General features: G+C 44.4%; 25 protein-coding genes. 15 read left to right on the forward strand and 10 right to left on the reverse strand.

Annotated elements, in window-relative coordinates; translation table 11 throughout:
• Positions 1 to 107: 107 nt before the first annotated feature.
• The 4 genes from ACXJGZ_RS05985 to ACXJGZ_RS06000 are packed head-to-tail and all read right to left on the reverse strand — an operon-like array spanning position 108 to position 2,664.
• Positions 108 to 440 (reverse strand): CopG family transcriptional regulator, encoded by a 333-nt coding sequence (locus ACXJGZ_RS05985; RefSeq protein ID WP_293252784.1) that lies wholly within the window; start codon positions 438 to 440, stop codon positions 108 to 110.
• Complete coding sequence (locus tag ACXJGZ_RS05990; protein WP_456321013.1) at positions 424 to 1,197, reverse strand: ParA family protein; 774 nt, start codon at positions 1,195 to 1,197, stop codon at positions 424 to 426. Before ACXJGZ_RS05990 ends, ACXJGZ_RS05985 begins: the two co-directional genes overlap by 17 nt.
• A gap of 30 nt (positions 1,198 to 1,227) precedes the next feature.
• Positions 1,228 to 2,448: a cell division protein FtsZ gene (ftsZ, locus tag ACXJGZ_RS05995; RefSeq protein WP_293252791.1), complete on the reverse strand. Its 1,221-nt coding sequence runs from the start codon at positions 2,446 to 2,448 to the stop codon at positions 1,228 to 1,230.
• Positions 2,449 to 2,469: 21 nt separating this feature from the next.
• Complete coding sequence (locus ACXJGZ_RS06000; RefSeq protein ID WP_293252794.1) at positions 2,470 to 2,664, reverse strand: ribbon-helix-helix domain-containing protein; 195 nt, start codon at positions 2,662 to 2,664, stop codon at positions 2,470 to 2,472.
• Positions 2,665 to 2,868: 204 nt separating this feature from the next.
• Between ACXJGZ_RS06000 and cgi121 the strand changes: the two genes are divergently transcribed.
• The 9 genes from cgi121 (at position 2,869) to ACXJGZ_RS06045 (ending at position 9,866) form a co-directional block, all read left to right on the forward strand.
• The gene (gene cgi121, locus ACXJGZ_RS06005) at positions 2,869 to 3,291 is read left to right on the forward strand and encodes a KEOPS complex subunit Cgi121 (RefSeq protein WP_293252797.1); all 423 of its coding nucleotides are present in this window, start codon (positions 2,869 to 2,871) and stop codon (positions 3,289 to 3,291) included.
• Between the two features lie 141 nt (positions 3,292 to 3,432).
• Positions 3,433 to 4,608 (forward strand): aminotransferase class I/II-fold pyridoxal phosphate-dependent enzyme, encoded by a 1,176-nt coding sequence (locus tag ACXJGZ_RS06010; protein ID WP_456398631.1) that lies wholly within the window; start codon positions 3,433 to 3,435, stop codon positions 4,606 to 4,608.
• 15 nt (positions 4,609 to 4,623) lie between these two features.
• Positions 4,624 to 4,887, forward strand: coding sequence for a TMEM165/GDT1 family protein (locus ACXJGZ_RS06015; RefSeq protein ID WP_293252800.1), 264 nt, complete (start codon positions 4,624 to 4,626; stop codon positions 4,885 to 4,887).
• A 12-nt stretch (positions 4,888 to 4,899) separates the two neighbouring features.
• Complete coding sequence (locus ACXJGZ_RS06020; protein WP_456398616.1) at positions 4,900 to 6,102, forward strand: MFS transporter; 1,203 nt, start codon at positions 4,900 to 4,902, stop codon at positions 6,100 to 6,102.
• Positions 6,092 to 6,415, forward strand: coding sequence for a hypothetical protein (locus tag ACXJGZ_RS06025; RefSeq protein WP_456321012.1), 324 nt, complete (start codon positions 6,092 to 6,094; stop codon positions 6,413 to 6,415). The genes ACXJGZ_RS06020 and ACXJGZ_RS06025 overlap by 11 nt, the downstream gene beginning before the upstream one ends.
• Before the next feature lie 107 nt (positions 6,416 to 6,522).
• The gene (locus tag ACXJGZ_RS06030) at positions 6,523 to 7,398 is read left to right on the forward strand and encodes a cysteine synthase family protein (RefSeq protein ID WP_456398618.1); all 876 of its coding nucleotides are present in this window, start codon (positions 6,523 to 6,525) and stop codon (positions 7,396 to 7,398) included.
• Positions 7,395 to 7,706, forward strand: coding sequence for a hypothetical protein (locus ACXJGZ_RS06035; RefSeq protein WP_293252809.1), 312 nt, complete (start codon positions 7,395 to 7,397; stop codon positions 7,704 to 7,706). Before ACXJGZ_RS06030 ends, ACXJGZ_RS06035 begins: the two co-directional genes overlap by 4 nt.
• Positions 7,699 to 8,814 (forward strand): MFS transporter, encoded by a 1,116-nt coding sequence (locus ACXJGZ_RS06040; RefSeq protein WP_456398621.1) that lies wholly within the window; start codon positions 7,699 to 7,701, stop codon positions 8,812 to 8,814. The genes ACXJGZ_RS06035 and ACXJGZ_RS06040 overlap by 8 nt, the downstream gene beginning before the upstream one ends.
• Positions 8,811 to 9,866 carry an MBL fold metallo-hydrolase gene (locus tag ACXJGZ_RS06045; RefSeq protein ID WP_293252815.1) on the forward strand — a complete coding sequence of 352 codons (1,056 nt, stop codon included), beginning with the start codon at positions 8,811 to 8,813 and terminating at the stop codon, positions 9,864 to 9,866. Before ACXJGZ_RS06040 ends, ACXJGZ_RS06045 begins: the two co-directional genes overlap by 4 nt.
• A gap of 12 nt (positions 9,867 to 9,878) precedes the next feature.
• Here ACXJGZ_RS06045 and ACXJGZ_RS06050 read toward each other — a convergent pair whose 3' ends face one another.
• Both ACXJGZ_RS06050 and ACXJGZ_RS06055 read right to left on the reverse strand, forming a co-directional pair.
• Positions 9,879 to 10,586 (reverse strand): acetate--CoA ligase family protein, encoded by a 708-nt coding sequence (locus ACXJGZ_RS06050; protein ID WP_456326207.1) that lies wholly within the window; start codon positions 10,584 to 10,586, stop codon positions 9,879 to 9,881.
• A 33-nt stretch (positions 10,587 to 10,619) separates the two neighbouring features.
• On the reverse strand, positions 10,620 to 12,038 hold the full coding sequence (locus ACXJGZ_RS06055; RefSeq protein WP_456321014.1) for an acetate--CoA ligase family protein: 1,419 nt from the start codon (positions 12,036 to 12,038) through the stop codon (positions 10,620 to 10,622).
• A gap of 208 nt (positions 12,039 to 12,246) precedes the next feature.
• Here ACXJGZ_RS06055 and ACXJGZ_RS06060 point away from each other — a divergent pair, with 208 nt between their 5' ends.
• The 6 genes from ACXJGZ_RS06060 to ACXJGZ_RS06085 are packed head-to-tail and all read left to right on the forward strand — an operon-like array spanning position 12,247 to position 17,359.
• Positions 12,247 to 13,101, forward strand: coding sequence for a fumarate hydratase (locus tag ACXJGZ_RS06060; RefSeq protein ID WP_456326206.1), 855 nt, complete (start codon positions 12,247 to 12,249; stop codon positions 13,099 to 13,101).
• Positions 13,092 to 13,622, forward strand: coding sequence for a FumA C-terminus/TtdB family hydratase beta subunit (locus ACXJGZ_RS06065; protein ID WP_456321007.1), 531 nt, complete (start codon positions 13,092 to 13,094; stop codon positions 13,620 to 13,622). Before ACXJGZ_RS06060 ends, ACXJGZ_RS06065 begins: the two co-directional genes overlap by 10 nt.
• Before the next feature lie 32 nt (positions 13,623 to 13,654).
• Complete coding sequence (locus ACXJGZ_RS06070) at positions 13,655 to 14,155, forward strand: hypothetical protein (RefSeq protein ID WP_456321006.1); 501 nt, start codon at positions 13,655 to 13,657, stop codon at positions 14,153 to 14,155.
• Positions 14,156 to 14,193: 38 nt separating this feature from the next.
• A complete protein-coding gene (locus ACXJGZ_RS06075) occupies positions 14,194 to 14,970 on the forward strand; it encodes an undecaprenyl-diphosphate phosphatase (protein WP_456398625.1) in 777 nt (258 codons plus the stop codon).
• Positions 14,967 to 16,223 (forward strand): bifunctional sugar-1-phosphate nucleotidylyltransferase/acetyltransferase, encoded by a 1,257-nt coding sequence (glmU, locus tag ACXJGZ_RS06080; protein ID WP_293255303.1) that lies wholly within the window; start codon positions 14,967 to 14,969, stop codon positions 16,221 to 16,223. The genes ACXJGZ_RS06075 and glmU overlap by 4 nt, the downstream gene beginning before the upstream one ends.
• Positions 16,224 to 16,225: 2 nt before the next feature.
• Positions 16,226 to 17,359, forward strand: a complete 1,134-nt coding sequence (locus ACXJGZ_RS06085; protein ID WP_456398627.1) for a DUF835 domain-containing protein — start codon at positions 16,226 to 16,228, stop codon at positions 17,357 to 17,359.
• On the opposite strand, the gene hypD is transcribed toward ACXJGZ_RS06085, so the two are convergent.
• From hypD to ACXJGZ_RS06105, 4 genes are all read right to left on the reverse strand, one after another.
• Positions 17,335 to 18,444 (reverse strand): hydrogenase formation protein HypD, encoded by a 1,110-nt coding sequence (gene hypD / locus ACXJGZ_RS06090; RefSeq protein WP_456320753.1) that lies wholly within the window; start codon positions 18,442 to 18,444, stop codon positions 17,335 to 17,337. The genes ACXJGZ_RS06085 and hypD overlap by 25 nt on opposite strands.
• Before the next feature lie 2 nt (positions 18,445 to 18,446).
• Positions 18,447 to 18,671: a HypC/HybG/HupF family hydrogenase formation chaperone gene (locus ACXJGZ_RS06095; protein WP_293255327.1), complete on the reverse strand. Its 225-nt coding sequence runs from the start codon at positions 18,669 to 18,671 to the stop codon at positions 18,447 to 18,449.
• A gap of 83 nt (positions 18,672 to 18,754) precedes the next feature.
• Complete coding sequence (locus tag ACXJGZ_RS06100; RefSeq protein WP_293255309.1) at positions 18,755 to 19,924, reverse strand: CBS domain-containing protein; 1,170 nt, start codon at positions 19,922 to 19,924, stop codon at positions 18,755 to 18,757.
• Between the two features lie 204 nt (positions 19,925 to 20,128).
• On the reverse strand, positions 20,129 to 20,691 hold a 563-nt coding region (locus ACXJGZ_RS06105), incomplete at its 5' end, for a zinc ribbon domain-containing protein (RefSeq protein ID WP_456398629.1).

Consider the following 20,691-nt stretch of genomic DNA (forward strand, 5'->3'; position numbering starts at 1 on the left):
ACTTTTGCGAGTAAAAATTAAAAAATAAAAAACAATTCAAGCCGGGCTGAGTTTACCCCTTATTTGAACAGGGCTGATTTTAGCGCTTATTTAAACAAACATGAGATTTAAAGCGTAAACTTTTCCAGATATTCTCTCAGATACTTCTCATCTTCTCTCCCCACGACACTCATTAATTCTCCGAACTTCCTCTCTCCCATGGCTTTTTTGAGGTAGTAGTAGAGGTTCACAGCATCTTCGACAATAACACTCTGTCTCCTCCCTTCATGGGCATAGAGCTCAATGAGCTTTAGATTCATGTCCTGGCTTACAAAGAGGGTTTTCTGCTTTTTTACTTTCTTTAAATCCTTTTTCTTCCCTTCTTTCTCAATTTTAGCGGGCTGGGTTAGTTCATCAATTGATCCTGAAAATAACTTGGGGATTTTACCTTCTCTCGGCAATTCCAATCACCTCATTGGCAAGTTTTAAAAATGCCTTTGCAGCCCTTCCATCACCCTCGAATTCGAATATGCTCAGACCCTGTGATTGCGCCTTTTCCAATGCTATTGACTGTGGAATGGTGGTTAAAAGGGGAACGTTTGGGTACGTCTCCTTGAGCTCCTTTAAGCGTGTTTTTGGAACTTTGGTCTGCCTCGTAAATTTGTTGGGCACTATACCCATAAGAGACAGATGTTCATTCGTTTCTTCTTTTATCATCCTCATCAGATTGAACATAAGCTGCATTCCTATTACTCCAAAGTAACTGAGCTCCAAAGGTATTAGAACGTAATCGGACGTAGTCAGGGAATTCACCAAAAATATCCCCATACTGGGAGGATTGTCAATCAGGACGTAATCATAGTCGGGTAAAACGGGCTTTAAAGCCTTCTCCAAACGTCTTTCCCTATTATACGAATTTATAATCTCTATCTCCTTCTGCGAGAGGTTTAAATGAGAAGGAACCAGATGAAGATTTTCGCTAATCTCGATTATGGAATCTCCAACTTCACTTTCTTTAGTCAAGAGCGTTCCTACGTTGTTGCTCTCGTATTTAAGAACATCAAGTCCGATAAGCCCGAAGGTTAGGTTAAACTGGGGATCAACATCTACCATAAGAACCTTCTTTCCCCTGTTTGCCAGAGCGTGTCCGAGGTTCAGGGTTAGAGTGGTTTTCCCCACTCCTCCTTTCTGATTGGCTATACTAATTACCGTAGCCATGGTGTCCACCGAAAGAATTATGGGAAGAAATTAAAGCTCCGGTATGTTATCCAAGCGGAAGCTTCTTCTGGTCGGGTATAAAGGCTTCATTTCATCATCATAGAAGTCTCTGTTGAATTCAAGATCCCTGTCGATATATTCCTGCCTTGTATATCTCATCTCCAGCTTCTGATCAGGTATCTCCCTTTTCTCATCCTGAAGTGCCTCAGCACTCCCGTATATGTAGGGAGATCTAATCCCTGTCATTATCACCATTACCCTAACGTATCCTTCCAGCTCATCGTCTATTCTAGCACCCCATATTATTTCACTCCTAGAACCCAGCCTCTTGTTGACCTCTTCCATAGCCTTGTTTATCTCCTCGAGCTTAACATCGGGTCCCATGGTGAAGTGCACCAGAGCAGCCTTCCCCCCATCGTATTCAACATCAAGCATTTTGTTGTTAAGAGCATCTAAAACGGCATCTACCGCCCTGTTCTTGGAATTTGACTCACCTATCCCGATTAAAGCTGTTCCACCCTTCTTCATGACAGTATAGACATCCGCATAGTCAATGTTAACCATTGAGTCTTGGTTTATTGTCTCGCTCAATCCCTTAACCATCCTGGCTATTACCTCATCCGCAACCCTAAAGGCTTGGGTGATGGGTAAATTGGGAACCAAATCTAGGAGCTTGTTATTATCAACAACAATCACGGTGTCTGCATACTTCATGAGTTCTTTAACACCGGCTCTCGCTTTATCCAGCTTTATCTGTCCCTCCATCTTGAAGGGGAATGTCACCACTCCCACCACGAGAGGTTCTTGGAGCCTTCCACTGTTCTTTGCAACCTCCTTTGTTACCCTGGCAACCACAGGAGCTGCACCCGTGCCTGTTCCTCCTCCCATTCCTGCGGTTATAAATACCAAATCCGCCTCTTTAACAGCATCGGCAATATCTTGGGCACTCGCCTCGGCGGCTCTATAAGCCACCATAGGGCTTCCGCCGGCACCTTTTCCATAGGTTATATTTGGTCCCAAAAGTATCTTTTTCTCAGCCTTTGTCCTCTGGAGCTGTTGAGAATCGGTGTTCATGGCAATTAATTCAGCCCCGTTAACTCCTATATCGTAGAGCCTCGTTATCGTGTTGTTACCGCTTCCACCAACACCGATTACCTTTATATTAACTGGGCTCCGGTTTCTGCTCCTTCCTCTCTCCTCTTCATCATCAAATATATTAAGCCCGGCTTGTTCTAAAAGCTTAAAAACCATCCCCTTTACCCCCTAACATTATTAATCAGCTATATACGCGGGTTTTTCTTCCTCTGAAATCTCTGTTTGATAGAGCTCCTTCTTTATCAATTCCCTGATCGCTGTCCTTATGGCTTCACTCCGATTGGGATAAACACCCCTCTTAACGAGGGTATCAATGGCATTAATGAGACTTTGAGGCAGTTGAACGCTGATTATCTTCATATTCCTAGCCATATTTGTATCACCTAGCAGTTGCTAATACACTAATAATCATTATGTAGTTAAATACTTTTTTATTCTTGTTAATATCAGCATAATATCAATTTCAAAAAATTTTAAAAAATTTGGCTCATAAACAAAAATTCTTTAAAAGTACCCAAATGTGTGGAGTAAAAAGGTTATAACCCCAAAATTTTAAAATAACATGGGGGTCTTGGGATGAAGCTTATAAAATGGGATAGGTATGAAATTGCCATTGAAAAAGTGAAGTTGAAAGATCCATCCGGGATTTTCACCAAAATCCAAAAAAATATGCAGATAGTCAGTGTGAAATGCTGGGAACAGCTGGCTTTTGCCACAATATCTTCTTTAAAGGCATTTGAAAGGAATACAAATAAAGCCAGAACCATCACGGGAGAAATTTTGCTCAGACTTGCAGGAACCCTCCAGATTCATGAAGCGATAAGCAAAGTTGGCGCAAAAAAAGGGGAAAATTTCATGGTGGCTTTTGGAGAGGATGCAGCCAGAAATCTTGAATCGTTTATAGAAGAAAATAATCTCCAGAAGATTCCCTTTAAAGACTGTGATGTCGAAAAAGTTAAGGAGTTAATAGAACTCGCTGCTTTGGTGGATGTTCTATAAACCGCTTTTTCGTTCTAATTTTATTTGATGGCTCTTACTTTTTGCGAAAATTTTCCAAAAATGCCCCCTACTCCAAAAAAAGACTTTTCGATAGGTTTATAAGAGTAAAATATGACCCCAAAAATGCGTGAGGTGGTGTTCATGCGATATAAGACCCATAAGTATTTCATAGCAGGTCGTATAAACCTGATACAGCGTTCTAAAATTAGGGAGCTCTTTGAAAGGGCAAGAAAGATGGAGAACGTGATTTCCCTAGGTATAGGGGAACCTGACTTTGATACTCCCGAGAACATTAAGGAAGCCGCAAAGAGGGCACTGGATGAGGGCTGGACTCACTACACTCCAAATGCGGGCATTTCCGAATTTAGGGAAGCCATTGCGGAGTACTACAGGCATACCTATGGCATGGATGTTCCGATGGAGAATGTCATTGTAACCGCCGGAGCTTATGAAGCTACATACTTATCCTTTGAAACCCTTCTGGAGAACGGCGATGAAGTCATAATACCCGATCCCGCTTTCGTGTGTTATGTTGAGGATGCAAAGATGGCTGAAGCTAAAAGCGTAAGACTCCCATTGAGAGAGGATAACCACTTTCAACCAGACCCGGATGAACTACTGGATCTCATTACAAAGAGAACCCGCATGATAGTGATAAACTATCCAAACAACCCCACTGGGGCAACTCTCGATGAAGAGATTGCAAAGGCTGTAGCCGACATTGCCCAGGACTACAACATCTACATCCTGAGCGACGAACCTTATGAGCATTTTATCTATGGAGATGCAAAGCATTATCCCATGCTTAAATACGCTCCAGACAACACAATTCTTGCCAACAGCTTCTCCAAGACATTTGCAATGACAGGATGGCGTTTAGGATTCACAATAGCTCCAGAACAGATAATCAAGGACATGATAAAGCTTCACGCTTACGTCATAGGGAATGTTGCATCTTTCGTTCAGATAGCGGGTATAGAAGCCCTGAGAAGTGAAGAAAGCTGGAAAGCTGTTAGGAAGATGAAGGATATTTATAACGAGAGGAGAAAGATCGTCCTTGATTACATTCAGAAGATGCCGTACATAAGTGCATTAGAACCAAAGGGAGCATTCTACGTCTTTGCAAACATAAAAGAAACGGGGATGAAGAGCGAAGAGTTCGCAGAATGGCTCTTAAACAAAGCGGGAGTTGTCGTAATTCCGGGAACAGCCTTTGGAAAGCACGGCGAGGGTTACATAAGGATAAGCTATGCAACAACAAAAGAAAAACTTATAGAAGCACTGGAGAGAATTAAAAAGGCTCTAGAAGAGCTCTGATCTTGGAGGGTTCACATGGAGGAAGTCATATACGTCTTTATTGCAATTTTTTTAGCGGAACTTGGGGACAAGACCCAGCTTGCCACCATGGCATTTGCAGCCAAATATGGATGGGCTAAGGCATTTATAGGGGCAATTCTAGGTCTCGCTCTCGTCAATCTCCTCGGAGCATTTATAGGAGATAAAATCGGAGACGCCCTTCCTCTGGAAATAATCCACAAAGGAGCAGGAGTTTTGTTCATCGTGTTTGGTGTGCTGATGATTTTGGGAAAACTTTAAGGAGGTTTGAATATGGAGCGCTGGAAAGCGGTAATACTTGACACACTGGTTATGACAGCAGGGTTTGGAACCTTGAGCATGATGGGTGTTGCCAAGCCCGATATAATCTCTCACTTTGGTATAAGCGCGGAAGCCTATGATCTGCAACACATCGCCTATGTTTTCGGCCTCTTCGTGGCATTTCTTCTTGGGCATACAAAGCTCTATGAGGGAAGCTTTAAGAGGAGTGTTGCCATAGCATTGAGTTTTGCAGCAATTCCACAGGCTTTAATCCCATACATGCCAAACTGGTATGGAGTGGTCTTCCTCAGGTTCATACAGGGATTTGTCGTAAGCCTTGTGCCCCTGTTCAGCACTCAAATAGCCAACTTCTTTGTTGCCGAGAGACCCTTTGCAAAGGGAATAATACTCTCCGGGATCTTCTGGGGAGGCGTGTTCGGTTCAATGAGCGCCAAGTACGCTGTTCAAGCTCTTGGATGGAAGGGCGCATTTTTGATGACGACACTCATAATGTACGCCGTTCTCCTCCTATGGTGGCTTATAGTTAGCGACTTTGAAATCATACATAAGGAGGAAGGTACGGCAAAAGTGAGTGTCTGGAAATTTAAGTTCACCTGGGTGCTCGGATTCACCTTCTTCCCTGCCCTGTGGGTGATTTTTACAATTATAGGATTTTCAGCTTCCCTTGGCTACCAGATGGGATGGGGCAAGGATCAGGTTGCCACTTTGAGCACATCCCTCAACATTTCAAAGGCTCTTTGGTCAATCGGAATGGGTTATGTGGGTTATCTCCTCTCCAGGAAAAACCCGAGCGCAAGGGGCCTCTTCAAGGCAATCGTTCAGGTCATGATAGCTTCCTATGCCATAGCATTCATAGGATTGCTGATTTATTCAAAGGCAATACTCGCCGGAAATTACACATTAACCCTAGCTTCCGTTGTCCTGATAGGCGCCCTTCAGGGAACAGGACCGGCATTCTGGACCTCAGCACCCGCCACATATCCAAAAAGCATTTATCCAAGGGCATCTTTCGCTTTGGGTTTAATCTCAAACTCTGCCAATACAGTAGCACCATCGATAACGGAGATACTTGCAAGACAGAGCGATGCTCTTGCACTTGGGGAACTCGCTTTAATGCCCCTCATTGGAATCCTAACCCTGCTGGCAGTGTCAAGGATGAAAATGCCCGTGGAGGAGCTAGGGCATGAGGCTTAAGCCCATTGCCCTGCTCTTCTTCTTTTTAATGGGAGTGTATTTTGAGGGCATGGGAGCACTGAGCTTAGGGGATAGAACAACCTTTTGGGGTTTTCTGATAATAGGTGCGGTTCACTTTTTAATCCTCGTAGGGATTGCCCTTGGAAAGGACGTTATCAGGCAGCTTGGAGTTTACATAAGCCTTCTGGATTTAATCTTTGGGATACTATGGATGCTTACGAGCTTTGATGCGCCTTCCGCGAGCCTGAGCTTCCTAGCTGCATTGGCACTCGTAATCCTCACGAGTGATGAGCTCAAGGAGGAGATGGGATAATTACACATTTTTGTTCAGAATTGCCTCAAACGAAACACTTATCAAGCCCCCTTCCAAGTCTCCATCGGTGATGCAAATAAACGTGTTTAACAGCACACTGGAGCTTTATGAAAAATTCAAGCCAACCCCCCTGGTTAAGCTTTCAATTGAAAGGGGGGATGTATTTTGCCAAACTGGAGTTCTTTAACCCCTTCAGCAGGAGCATTAAGGACAGAGCTGTTTTTAACATGCTTATGAATGCCAAGAAGCGCGGGAACATCAACGGCACTAGGAAGCTTTTTGAGGCAACCTCAGGTAATGTCGGCATTTCCATGGCAGCACTCTCCAGCGTCATGGGAGTTGATTTTAGGGCTTATCTACCAAAACCCACCCCAAAGACCACGGAAGTTTTGCTTGGGGTTTTGGGTGCCGAAGTCATCAGAACGGATTTTGAGACAATTGACCCCAAAATGGTGGGGTACGTAGTCGAGGAAGCAAAGAAGGCAGGAGCAGTCAATTTAAACCAATTCGAGAACGACGACAACTTTGAGGCTCACTATAAGCACACAGCCAGAGAAATAGACGAACAGCTTAAGAGCATTGGAAAAAAGGCCAAAGCGATAATAGCGGGAATAGGAACTTCAGGGCACATCGGAGGGCTGGCAAAGTATTTCAAAGAGCGCTACGATACGAAGATCATAGGCGTTGTTCCGGTGGAAGGAGAAAGCATTCCCGGCATAAAGCGCCTGGAGACAAAACCGAAGTGGTTCTTCCAAGTGGATATTGATGAGGTCATTGAAGTTACGAAGAGAGAGGCAATCGAAGGTGCAATTGAAGTTGCACGCAGGGAGGGGCTGTTGATAGGGTTAAGCTCTGGAGCAGTGGTCAAGGCTTTCGAGAAGGTCATAGATAAGCTTGGAGAGGGAACTTATGTCCTGATATTCCCGGACGATGGGTTTAAATACGTTGAAGCATTTGATGTTTATTTGAGGGGTGAGATGTGAAGCTGAGCGCTTATCTCCTTTTTCTTCAAGCTTTCTTTTTGCTGTATGGATTTGAAAAAAGTGCAGGAGGATTATCCTATATTTACCTAAGTTTTGGGGTGTTAAATGTCCTTCTGGCGGGGGGACTCCTCCGCGGGTATAGAAGTGCCGCAAAAATAACCCTGATTTACAAGGGTATTGACCTCTTCCTAGCGATTTTAATGCTCATTGCCGGGGCGCTCTTTCATGCCATTAACGCCGGGATTGACATTCTCATAATCCATGACCTTGTAGGTCTATTTGGGAAGAGAGGGGAGGAAGGTGAATAGAAAGAGCCTTTACTTTGTGCTCTTAATGGGATTCTTCGCAATACTCGGCTCAACCATGAGCAAATCTCCCACACTGCCGCTCTATGCCCAGAGCCTGGGTCTTAGCAAGGGGGAGATTGGAATTATCGCAGCCGCATCGACCATAACGGGCATCTTTGTAAACTTTGCTTCGGGTCTTCTGAGTGACATATACGGGAGGAAGAGGCTCCTTAAAATCAGCGGATTTGTTTTCTTCTCGGCTCCTCTTTTGTACTTCCTCGCCGGCGATGTCATAACCCTGGCTCTGGTGAGGGCTTACTATGGAATAGCAACCGCCATCTTCGTCCCGGTTTCTCTCGCCCTGATAAGCGATTTATATCCCGATAAAAAGGGCACTTTCATGGGGATTTTAAGCTCTGCAACCCTTGTGGGAAGGGCAATTGCTCCGCTCCTTGCCGGAAGCCTGATATACTTTGCCGGCTTCTGGATCGTCTTCGTTTCATGTTCCCTCTTCGGATTCATAACCCTTGCAATAACGTTTACCCTTCCCGAAGCAGCGGGAAGTTTAAAAAAGTTCGAGTTTTCATTTAGCTCGAGTCTTTTACTGCTTGGTCTGTTAGATGCTGCAGTTTATATGGCGTACCAGAGCATTGAGACCTTTTTACCACTCTTCTACTTCCTTGAAGACAAAGCATGGCTCTCCGGATTGATCCTCACCATTGAAATTTCAATAATGGCACTTGTGAAGCCCTACGCCGGCTATTTAAGCGACAAAATAGGGCGAATAAAGCCGATAATTGTTGGGATGAGCATGGTAAGTGTTGCAATGCTCATATTTGCTTTCTCAAAGTCCCTACCATTGATAATTGGAGGGGCAGTTTTATTTTCACTTGGAGCTTCAGTGAGCGAAGCCTCCACTAAACCTCTGGCAACTGAGATCTCAACACTCAGGGGCACGGCCCTTGGCTTCTTAGAAAGCATAAAGGATATCGGACAGGCGCTGGGCCCCATAATCGTTGGTTTCCTTGGTTTTGAGATGGGTTTTACTTTTGTTGGAGTCTTTGGAATTGTGGCACTCTTGATCTTCATGATAACCTTTAAAGTCATACAGATTAAGGATAAAATATGAGTCTCTCATTTGAACCCGTGTGGTTTGACTCACTGGGAGCCAAAAGCTCCTGCGTATTAGTTAAAACTCCCGATATCTCAATTTTAATAGATCCCGGAATTGCAATCATGCAGCCGAGCTTTCCCGCGACTGAAGAGGAAAAGATCAAATGGTTAATAGAAGGGGAGAAAGCAATAAAGAAAGCCTGCGAAAAGGCGGACGTTATCATCATCTCACATTATCATTATGACCACTACTTTTCAAATGACTTCGGGATCTACAAGGGGAAAACGCTTCTAGTTAAGAGTCCAAACGAATACATAAACGATTCCCAGAGAAAGCGAGCCGAATATTTCTATTCCGGCCTCTGCAGATACTTTGGAAATATCACCCTCCAAAGCATTCTCAAAAAAGCTGAGATAAGGGAGTATCCAGACCCTCTTAAAGAATTACCAATCGCTTCCACCAGAGACTTTGGGGAATATAATAAAAGAAGAGAGCAGCTTTTTAAAAAGGGATTGAAGTGGTTCAAAAATAGGGTTAACAACTGGAATAAGAATCCAAAAATCCCTGAAATAGAATTTGGAGATATCCACGTGATTTTTGCCGACGGAAGGCAATTCCAATTTGGAGATACGAGGATTAGATTTACAAAGCCGTTGTTCCATGGCATTGAGTTTTCAAGGGTTGGATGGGTAATTTCGATTGTGATTGAGCATGGTGGTAAAAAATTCATTCATTCGAGCGATTTAAATGGTCCCATAATTGAGGACTACGCTGAGTGGATAGTTAGAGAGAACCCGGATATGTTAATTTTAGATGGTCCAATGACCTACATGCTTGGTTATCTCCTTAATAAGATCAATTTGAAGAGAGCAATTAGGAATGCTGTCAAAATCGTTAGAGAAACAGATGCGGAGGTTATCATCTACGACCACCATCTGCCAAGGGAGCGGCACTTTAAAAAGCATACAGAAAAAGTTTGGGAAGTGGCGGAAAAACTTGACAAAAACGTTTTAACTGCCGCGGAATTTTTAGGAAAGGAGCCGAAGGTTTTGGAAGCTGGAAGATAAAAGAAAAGAAAATCACTTCAAAATTATCCTTGCGTCGACAATCATGGCGCCTTCGCCTTCATTGTAAACAAAGACAGGGTTCAGATCCATTTCTTTGAGGTAGTCTTTGAGATCATCTACAAGCTTTGAAACCTTGAGAATCATGTCCACGAGCGCCTTCATGTCCGCCGGCTCTTCTCCTCTTGCACCTGCGAGAATTGGGTAACCTTTGATGTTCTTTATCATTGCCCAGGCATCCTTCTCCTCTATTGGGACTATCCTAAAAGTAACGTCTTTGAGTATCTCAACAAATATACCGCCTAAACCGAACATAACTGCGTGTCCAAATTGTGGATCCTCCGTAACACCTATAATTACTTCCCTTCCGGGCTTTAGCATTGGAGCAACCAAAACACCCAAAATCTCTGCGTCCGGACGATATTTCCTGGCATTTTCGTGTATCTCCTCCCACTTCTTTCTCAGTTCGTCAGCATCCTTTATTTTCAGTGCAACAACCCTCGCATCGCTTTTGTGGAGAATTTGAGGTGACATAAGTTTCAAAACAACTGGATACCCAATTTCCTCGGCATATTTTATTGCCTCGTCGGCACTCTTGGCGAGTTTCTCCTCTGGGAGGGGCAATCCATAAGCCTTTAAAACCTGCTTTGCCTCGTATTCCACCAACGACTTCCTACCCTTAGCCAAAACTCCATTAATAATTTCCAATGCTTCTTCTTTCATCTTTTTCACCCCATAAACAGTGAAAAGGAGAGCTCATTCCCCGAGCTTCTCCAGATATTTAGCGTATTGAACCAAACCTGCAACGGCTCTAACTCCCCTTTCAGGTGTCATATAAACAGGAATTCCCTTATCCTCAAGAATCTTTGCATAATACTCCGTCTTCTTACCACCCATCGCCACTGCAACTATGGGCTTATCGCTCTTCTGAGCATACTCTGCTAGAATATCAATTAGCTCCATCTCATCAAGAAGAGGCACCTGGAACAGGGTTATGATAACTATGGCATCCACATTGGGATCGTTCACAAAGGCTTCAATTGCATATTTGTATCTCTGAGCATCCGTATCTCCAACCACATCCGTCGGGTTTCCTGCAACAGCGTGCGGTGGGAACTTCTCCTTAAGGAAGTCTATGGTCTCCTTGCTAAGCTCAGCCATCTTTAGCCCAAATTTTGCAACCGCGTCGCTTGCCATAACTCCCGCTCCACCGCCATCCGTGATTATTCCAACCCTATCGCCCTTTGGAAGCTTGCACTTTGCAAAGGCTTTGGCAACGTCAAACATGTGCTCAAAATCCTCTGCCCTTAGAATCCCTGTCTGTTTGAATACAGCATCATAAATCGTATCAGCACCCGCCAGTGCACCTGTGTGGGAGGAAGCTGCCTTTGCACCATATTCCGTCTTCCCGCTCTTTAGAGCGATGACGGGCTTGACGGCTGTTATTCTCCTCGCGGCTTCTATGAATTTCCTTCCCTCCTTAACACCCTCTATGTAGAGGGTCACGACTTTGGTCTGCTCGTCGTGTATGAAGTAGTCCATCAGATCCGCATCGTCCACATCCAGCTTGTTTCCATAGCTCACCATTTTGCTTATGCCTATGCCAGCCATGGCAGCCCAGTCGAGCATTGCAGCGGCAAAGGCGCCGCTTTGAGTGACAAAGGCTATATTTCCGCTTGAGGGTCTATCCATCTTATTCTCGGGCAAGAAGACGGTATCAACACCCGTATCCGGGGCATAAATACCAACACAATTAGGTCCAACAATTCTAATACCGTTCTCTTTTGCAGTCTGGAGAATATCTCTCTCCATCTTCTTTCCTTCTTCTCCTAGCTCTCCAAAGCCACCCGTGATAATAACGACAGCTTTTATGCCCTTCTCCGCTATGTCCTTCATTGTTGCTGGGACAAACTTCGCTGGTATTGATATTACTGCCAGCTCTGCATCCTCAGGGACTTCTCTAACGTTTTTGTAAACTTTGTAACCTTCGATCTCATCAAGCTTTAGATTCACGGGATAGATATTACCTTTGAAAATCCCCTTCTCCTTGTTCATTTTGAAGTTTTCAAAAATTACGTTTCCAACCTTTCCCTTTTTATCTGTGGCACCTATGATGGCGACGCCCTTGGGTTCAAAGAAAGGCTTCAACTCTTCCACTATCCTTGGCTTCTCCATATTCATCACCTTTAGTTTAAAACCTTCGTTGAAATTTCTTCGGAATTGAAAGTTCTCACTTGGAAATTCTCTATTTAATGCTATAAAAGTTTTATGCACTTAAAATATGGGCTTTAATGATTAAAAAAGCTCATCAATGCGGATTTTTGGAAAAGGGGATTCCAATAAATTTATACATTTGAGTGATAGAAACTTGATGTGATGCATCATGAAAATTGAAGATTATATCATAGAAGCAATCCGTTTGGCGGTTACTAAGTTACCGGATGACACGGTAAGTGCACTGAAAAGAGCCTATAAAGAAGAAGAGAAGCCCATAGCAAAACTTCAGCTGGAAAATATCTTAAAAACAATTGATCTTGGCGGAAAATACTCCCTCCCTCTGTGTCAGGATACAGGCACACTCACATTTTTTGTGGAGGCGGGAGTTAGTAGTCCGTATTTAAAAGATATTAAAGAAGTTTTGATCGATGCAACGAAAAGAGCCACAAAAGAAATTCCCCTGAGACCCAACACCGTTGATGTGCTCACCAACAGAAACAGCGGTGATAATACCGGCCGGTTTATTCCGATAATTCATTGGGAGCTTGTGAGAGGGGACAAAGTAAGAATTGCGATAATGCCCAAGGGGGGAGGAAGCGAGAACTGTTCCGCTTTGGCTATGCTCACTCCGGGACAAGGCTTTGAGGGAGTAAAGAGATTTGTGATTGAACACGTTAAACAATGCGGTGGAAAGCCGTGCCCTCCGGTGATCCTCGGCATAGGTATTGGAGGGGGGAGTGATTTTGCTCTGAAACTTGCCAAAAAAGCCCTCCTGAGACCCCTAGGAATGAGACATGAGGATGAGAGAATTGCCAAACTTGAGGAGGACATTTTGGGGGAAGTCAACTCCCTTGGAATAGGTCCCATGGGACTTGGGGGAAAGACAACCGCACTTGATGTCAAAATAGAGTATGCACACAGACACCCCGCTTCATTTCCCGTTGGGCTCGTGGTCCAGTGCTGGGCTAACAGGAGGGCTTTTGTTGAGATAAGCGAAGGAGGGGTTAGGGTATGGCAGTGAACCTGAAGACTCCCCTAGGGGAGGATATTCTAAATCTAAAAGCCGGTGATATTGTATATCTATCGGGAACTATTTTTACGGCAAGAGATTTGGCTCATAGAAGAATGATAAAGCTTTCAAAGAGGGAGCTCCCATTTGATCCCTCCGGAGCTGTTATATATCACTGTGGCCCTATAATCAAGGAGATACCGGGGGGATACGAAGTTATATCCGCGGGTCCGACCACGAGCGCCAGAATGAACACATACCTCGAGGATGTTTTGAGTATGGGAATCAAAGGAATAATAGGGAAAGGGGGGATGGATCCAGAACCTTTTAAAAAATATGGCGCCGTTTACTTTGCATTTACTGGAGGAGCCGGGGCACTTGCTGCGAGGAGCATTAAGAGAGTTCTTGGTGTGCAATGGCTTGATCTAGGAATACCCGAAGCCCTCTGGCTGTTTGAGGTGGAGAACTTCCCGCTGGTGATCGCGATAGATTCCCGGGGAAACTCGCTTTATAAGCAGGGAAAGTATTTTTAACGCCAAAACAGAAACTAGTTCAGGTGTAATTTATGAGCACTATTAGTAAGGTAGTACGCTATGAGGACGAGGAGGAGTTTTTGAGAGAGATGGACGAGGTTCTGGAGAGGTTCACATATCTGGCATCCCGTTATGGGAGCGGTAATGTTGTGGAGGGATTTCTCCTCTGGGATTACATAGGAATCAGGGATTACGAGGGGATTAAGGTTTTCCGTCTTGGTGAGTTTCCTTATGTGGAGGGAGTCCTGAAGATTGAGAACCATCAGCGCCGTATCATGGAGAGGTATTTTGACGAAATGGAGAGCAAGCGGGATGAGATAACGACAGAGGAGATAGCATACTTTGTGAAAATGATGAACGAGGAACTTGGGGTGGATTTGGTATTCTATGAAGCCTATGATCTGGGGCTCAACAGGAACGATGCATATTTAATAATCAATGTAAAGGCACTCAACTACCTGGAGCATGTTGTGGATGCGGAGGACAGGGAGATTTTTGAGGATGCCGTCAGGCTTTTGATGGCACTAATTTAGGCGAGGAGAGTGAGATTGTGTATGAAGAGGCTGTGGTGATGGGAATACTTCAGGGTGTCATGGAGTGGCTTCCGATAGGCACTTCGGGCCATGCCATGCTAGCTCTGATGGATCTTCTCGGTGTTTCACCCGAATATGTTTACACGTATTCCCTGATGATACATCTTGGAGCTCTGATGGCTCTGGCTTATAAATTCAGATATGAGCTGGGAAAGATATTTTTTAAGCTTATAACTTTTAGGTGGGGAGAAGAGGAGAGTTTTATCTTTTATTCAACTCTTTTTACGGGAATAGTAGGGTTGCCCGTATACAAAGCCCTTGGTGAAAGGGCAGCCTCTTTGAATATAGATGCTGTAAATGGAGTTGTAGGTGTGTTGCTGATAATAACGGGCATCGTTCTTCACAGAGCTCATGAAAATCCAATTAGGAGAGTTAAGAGGGAGAAGGGATTGAAAGAGGGAGATGAAGTTGGGATTGTAGAGTCCGTCAGTGCTGGAATTGCTCAAGGCGTTGCAATTTTACCGGGAATTTCACGTTCGGGCATCACCATCGGGGCACTGCTCCTCTTAGGGGTCAATCAGGAAAAAGCAGTAAGATTGAGCTTTTTAATTGCACTTCCCGCAATATTTGGAAACCTGTTCCTGGAAGCTCCAAGGACTGCTATGCCCGTCAATGTATCCATAGTTGCAGTCTTAACCTCCTTCGTGGTGAGCCTTGCAACCCTCGAAGTCATGCTCAGACTTGCCAAAAAGTTAAATTTCTCAAAGTTCTGTATATTATTTGGTAGCATTGCGTTGGTGGGGGTGTTAATTTGAAGGGGGTTATACTTGCAGCGGGTAAGGGTGAGAGGCTTAGACCCCTAACTGATGACAGACCCAAGGTCATACTTAAGATTGCCAATAAGCCAATAATAGAGTACATTCTGGACAACATGTATCCCTTCGTCGATGAATTCATAATCATAGTGCGCTATCAGAAGGAGAGAATAATCCAAATGCTCGGGGATGAATTCAAAGGAAAGCCCGTGACGTATGTGGAGCAGATGGAAGGAGAAGGTTCCGCCAGGGCAATCTATTCGGCAAAGGACGTAATAGAAGATGAGCCATTCATAGCGGTTAACGGGGATATATACTTTGAGAGGGAGGTATTCAAAGGTTTGATGCAGGCATTCAGAGACAAAGATGCCGCTCTTGCGGTTAAGGAGTTTGAGGATTTAAGTCATTTTGGGATGATAGAAGTCGAGGGGGGGCTCGTTAAGAAGGTAAGGGAAAAACCGGGCAGGGTCAGGGGTTATGCCAATCTCGGGATATACATCTTTAAACCAGAGATAATGGCTTTCATAGAGCGCACACCTCTAAGCGAGCGCGGTGAATACGAGATAACGGATACGTTGAATCTCTATCTGAAGGAGGGTAAGAGGATAGGTGCTGCCCTTTATGAAGGGTACTGGAACGATATAGGACGACCCTGGAATCTGCTGGAGCTCAATGAATACATCCTCAAAACAAAGCTCGAACACAGGATTGAAGGTATAGTGGAGGAAGGTGCAACCCTGATCCCCCCCGTCGAAGTGGGAAGAGGCACCATAATCCGGAGTGGCGCTTATATTATAGGCCCGGTTAAAATAGGAGAGGACTCCAAGATAGGGCCCAACTGCTTCATAAGACCCTACACGAGCATAGGAAACCACTGCCACATTGGAAATGCCGTTGAGATAAAGAACTCCATAATAATGGATCATTCCAATGCACCACACCTAAACTACGTGGGCGATTCAATAATCGGCGAGCATTCCAATCTGGGCGCCGGCACAATCACCGCAAATCTGAGGCATGACAGCGGGCATGTTAGGGTCGAGATCAAGGGGAAGCTTGAGGACAGCGGAAGGAGAAAGCTCGGGGCAATAATAGGACATGGGGTTAAAATAGGCATAAATGTGGCGATATATCCCGGCAGGAAGATAGGGAGCGACTCATTTGTTGGCCCGGGGGTTATCGTTGATAGGAATGTTCCTCCGAATACATTGGTAGTTGTCAAACAGGAGAAAGTTATCTCAAAGAGGGGGTGAGTATGGAGCTTATTCCCCTGTTTAATTTGATCTCACGATGGATTTTATTCTTAATGGTGACATATAAGTTTTACAGGGAAAAAACCGAGGGATGGTTCTTCATGGCATTTGCCTTTTTATTGGACGCTCTTAATCCGGAAGTTCTATTACTGGAACCTTTAGGAGTGAAATTAATAAAAGAAGCCGCTTTTGTGGTGGATATGACAGTATCCTCCCTTCAGGGCATTCTTCTTCTGATGGCCGCTATTTACCTTTCAAAGTCAAGGATGAGCATGAGGGACAAACTCAAGATTGGATGCCTGGCATTCATTACATACTTATGGCTCTTCTTAATAAGTATCCAGTCATTTTCTTCCAACTTCCCCTTCCGCACCTCACTTCCAATGACACTCTATGCAATTGGATATATCTACCTGGGATACGTCCTATACAGGTATGTGCTGCGCAGGGATATGGTCCAGCTTTTGCTACCCATCGGGATGGTTGGACTGGGCGTGCTCAACCTATCATATCCCTACACCGCAACGCTCGAATGGTTTGTACCCTATGGACTTGCCCTTGGAACCTTCCTTAGAGCACTCATGACAATAGGTGTCATTAAATTTGTACTTTTCCCTATTCTTCCACCGGAAGAGGAAGTTAAAGGCACGGTAAGTGAAAAAAGAACAATAATCTTCGAGAATTTTGAAGATTTCACAAGAAGCTTCCCCGACCTCTTTAGAAGCAACAATGCTGTTATCATAACCCGCAGGGATATTAACGCATTGAAAAAGGAGATCGACAGAGACGATGTGGTGTTCTGGGTTACCAAAGCCTACGAGGGCACAATGAATGGTGAATACAGGATCTACGCAATAAGTCCCACAAAAATTGACATACTCATAGATCTCATCAACAGGGAGCTTGAGAAGGGCTACAACGTTGTTTATATAGATGCTTTTGAGTATCTGGTTGTGGAGAATGGGTTTGAAGCGGCTGCAAAATTCCTCATATCTCTGAAGGATAGGGTGATTCACAACAATGCCTCATTGATAGCGGTTATTTCAATGAATGCCCTGGATTTAAAGCAAAGGAAACTGCTTGAGAATGAGTTTGAAGTATTTAAAAGGAATCATAGAAGAGAACCATATTTGTAGAATATCTGGCATGTTCCTTCATAGGAAACCATACATGGTCCCACGGGGTTTCTGGGTGTGCAGACCTTTCCAAAGAGAGGACATTGCGTTGGAAGCGCCAGACCCCTGAGCACGGCACCGCATATGCATCCTTTTTCCACCTCTGGCATCTTTGGAACCTCAACATCGTAGAAACTTCTTATCTCGTAATCGCTGAATTCTTTTTTAAGCTCGAGTCCGCTCTTCGGGAAAACCCCGAGAGCCCTCCATTTTGCATCAACAACATTGAAAATTCTCTCTATGCTCCTCTGCGCTTCAACGTTGCCCTCATACCTTACCACTCTCGTATACTCGTTTTCCACCTTCGCTTCACCTTTCCTTATCTGCCTCAGGAGCATCAGGATGCCCATGAGAAAGTCTATGGGCTCAAAACCTGCAACTACTTGAGGAACCCCATACTCCTTGCTTATGTGCTCCCACCCCTTTACCCCTATTATCACGGAGACATGACCCGGTGCTATTAGACCATCAAAAACCGTGCCCTGCTTCACGAGAACCTCCACAGCCGGAGGCGTTAAACGGTGGACCGAATATATTTTGAAGTTATCTCTCTCCTCATCTATTGCTTCCTCCAAAATACCCGCTGCAGGAGCGGTGGTTGTCTCAAAACCGGGGGAAAAGTGGACGACAAGTTTATCGTTTTCAAGTGCTATCTTGTACGAATCATAAATTGAATAGACGATTCTCACATCAAAACCTTGACTTCTCAAATCGGCAAAACTTCCAACGGCGGTAGGGATTTTATACATATCCCCAAAAGTCGTTAAAATTATATCTTCCCCCTCTTCCCGAGCTTTCCGCATTATGGCAATCATTCTTGCAACATCTTCGGCAGGGGTTATGCAAACAGGACATCCAGGGCCACTCATTATTTTAACATTCTCAGGGAGAAGGGATCTTATCCCGCTCCTCGTGACGGTATCCTCATGGGTTCCACATACGTGCATGAGCTTTACCTCTCGTCCTATCTTATCTGACTCTCGCTTTATAGAAATCAGAATCCTTTGTGCAAATTCTTTATCCTCAAAAATTGAGAGATCCAGCATCTTCATTCCTCCAGAACGCTCATGATTTCTTCCCATGCTTTCAGACTCTCAAGGGCGGCTTTTTCATCCATCTTCTCTATGGCAAATCCTGTGTGAACGATTACGTAATCGCCTATTTTAACATCTCTCAAAAAATCTATCCTTGCTTCTCTCCTAACTCCTCCAAAATCGACTATCGCGATGTTTCCTTTGATTTCCACAACTTTAGCTGGAACCGCTAGGCACATTTCTCTCACCAGTAGAGAGTTTATAAAAGGGGTTTTTAGATGTTTTCAAAACCAAAAGTTAAGAACCAAAAAGGAGAAGAAATTCAGAAGCCGAGCCTCTCTATAAATTTCTTTGTGTACTTAATGTCTCTGTGGAGTTCCACTTTCTGAAGGAGCTGCCTCTCAATAGCTCTAAGGGCATCATGGACAGCCTGTATCGCACCCCATGTTTCCCCTGTTGCCACATAAGAGCCTTTATCCGTCACTATCCGCATCCTAGCTTGGTATAGATGCACGCCCCGGAACTTCTCGTTAAACCTTCTTATGGTCAGATATATTATGCCCTCGTTTCCAATAACGTCATATCCTTCGATAAAGTTCCTTACATCGCTTATTATCTTCTCCCTCGTGAAATCACTCAGCGCATGTGCATCCCCACCGAACTGAAGGTAGAACCTAGCCTCCTTTTCCGTCATCTTTGATATTGGGAGCAACAGGTCTTTAACCGTCAAAATTCCTATGACCCGTTTTCCCTCGTCCAAGACTATCAGCCCGTCTACATCGCCCTCTTTCATTATCTCAACTGCCGTTCTAATGCTGTCTTCCGGCATTGCAGTTAGCACGTTTCTAACCATGATTTCCCTAAGCTGTATTGAGAAGGGAGGAATCTTTTCACCCGCGACCTCTCCAAACTGGGCTTTAAATCTGGGTTTTATAAACCGTATAATGAGGTCGTGAAGAGTTACAAGCCCCTCAACCTTACCTTCCTCATTTACAATGGGGATTCTAGAAATTGCGTTATCCCTCATTGTTGCAAGGGCTTTTGCCACGGTATCATCCGGCCTCAGTGCAATAACATCCGACACCATAAACTCCTTAATGGCTTTTTTACCAAAATCCTCCTTAGAAATCCTATCCAGAATTGCCATATCGCTTATTACACCAAACACATTCAGCTTATCTTCTCCTACAGGCAGGGATTTGGTATCCACCTCCAGCATGAGCTTTGCTGCCAAGCTCAAATCGTCCTTTGGTTTCAAAATTCCAGCCGGTTTGTATACATCCCTAACCTTAGCCTTCGTTGGATCCCATTTTAGGTGGGACCTTATAATTAAATCTTGGGTAAGGATACCCTTGTATTTTTTCTTGTCAAAAACCAGAACCAACTCCGGGTTTTCCTTGTCAAAAATTCCAAGGGCTTCAGAAAGCGGCGCATCGATGTCAATTTTTGCATACTTGTCGGTCATTACTTCTTCCACAAGAATACCGACCATTTCTGTCACCTCCGTTCAATATATTCTATATTCTTCATGGCATTTAAACCTTGCTGAGGGATTTATAGATGCTGTTAGGATAAGGGGAGTGGTTATGATAATACCTAAAGAAACTAAAATTACACCATTGCCAAGCATAGCATAATTATCCCAACATTATTGGAGATAGACTGACCTCCTCCTCTTTGCGAGGGTTCCAACGAGTTAACCCCTCGCTACGGACGGGAAGGTTTGAGGGGTTCTCATCAAAACAACCCTTGAAAAGGGTTCTTCGAACCCCTCTGGGAGGGCCTTCCCCCAGTTACCCCTACCTCCCGCTAAAGCGGAAAGGCTCGGGGTTATCGTTCTAACTTTGCGCAAAATGTTAAACGCTCCAACCAAGTCAGCATTCATAACAACGCCCTCTCCACAGCACTTGAATAAACCCCTAAAGATTCTACCATTAGCGTGGCGTTGGCCGCAGAGGGGGCAGGATTGAGAAGTGAAAGCCTCATCCGTGAGTACAACTTGAATACCATACTCTTCCGAGACTTCTTCCAAGCATTTAATCACGTAATTAAACCGCCAAACGTGAGAGAGGATGAAATTCTGCTTTTTACCCTTGTCAGAATTCCTTGCTATTCCCTTTGGGTAGCCAACGACAATTTTACTCACGCCAAGCTCGTAGAGTCTTCTCACGGTTTGTCTAACTGCAGTGTTAATGTAGTGTTTCGCCTGTAGTTTTGCTTTTTTGTACATTCTCCTGAGTTTCCTACTCTTCTTTCCTC

It is taken from the genome of Palaeococcus sp. (in: euryarchaeotes) (assembly GCF_053987695.1).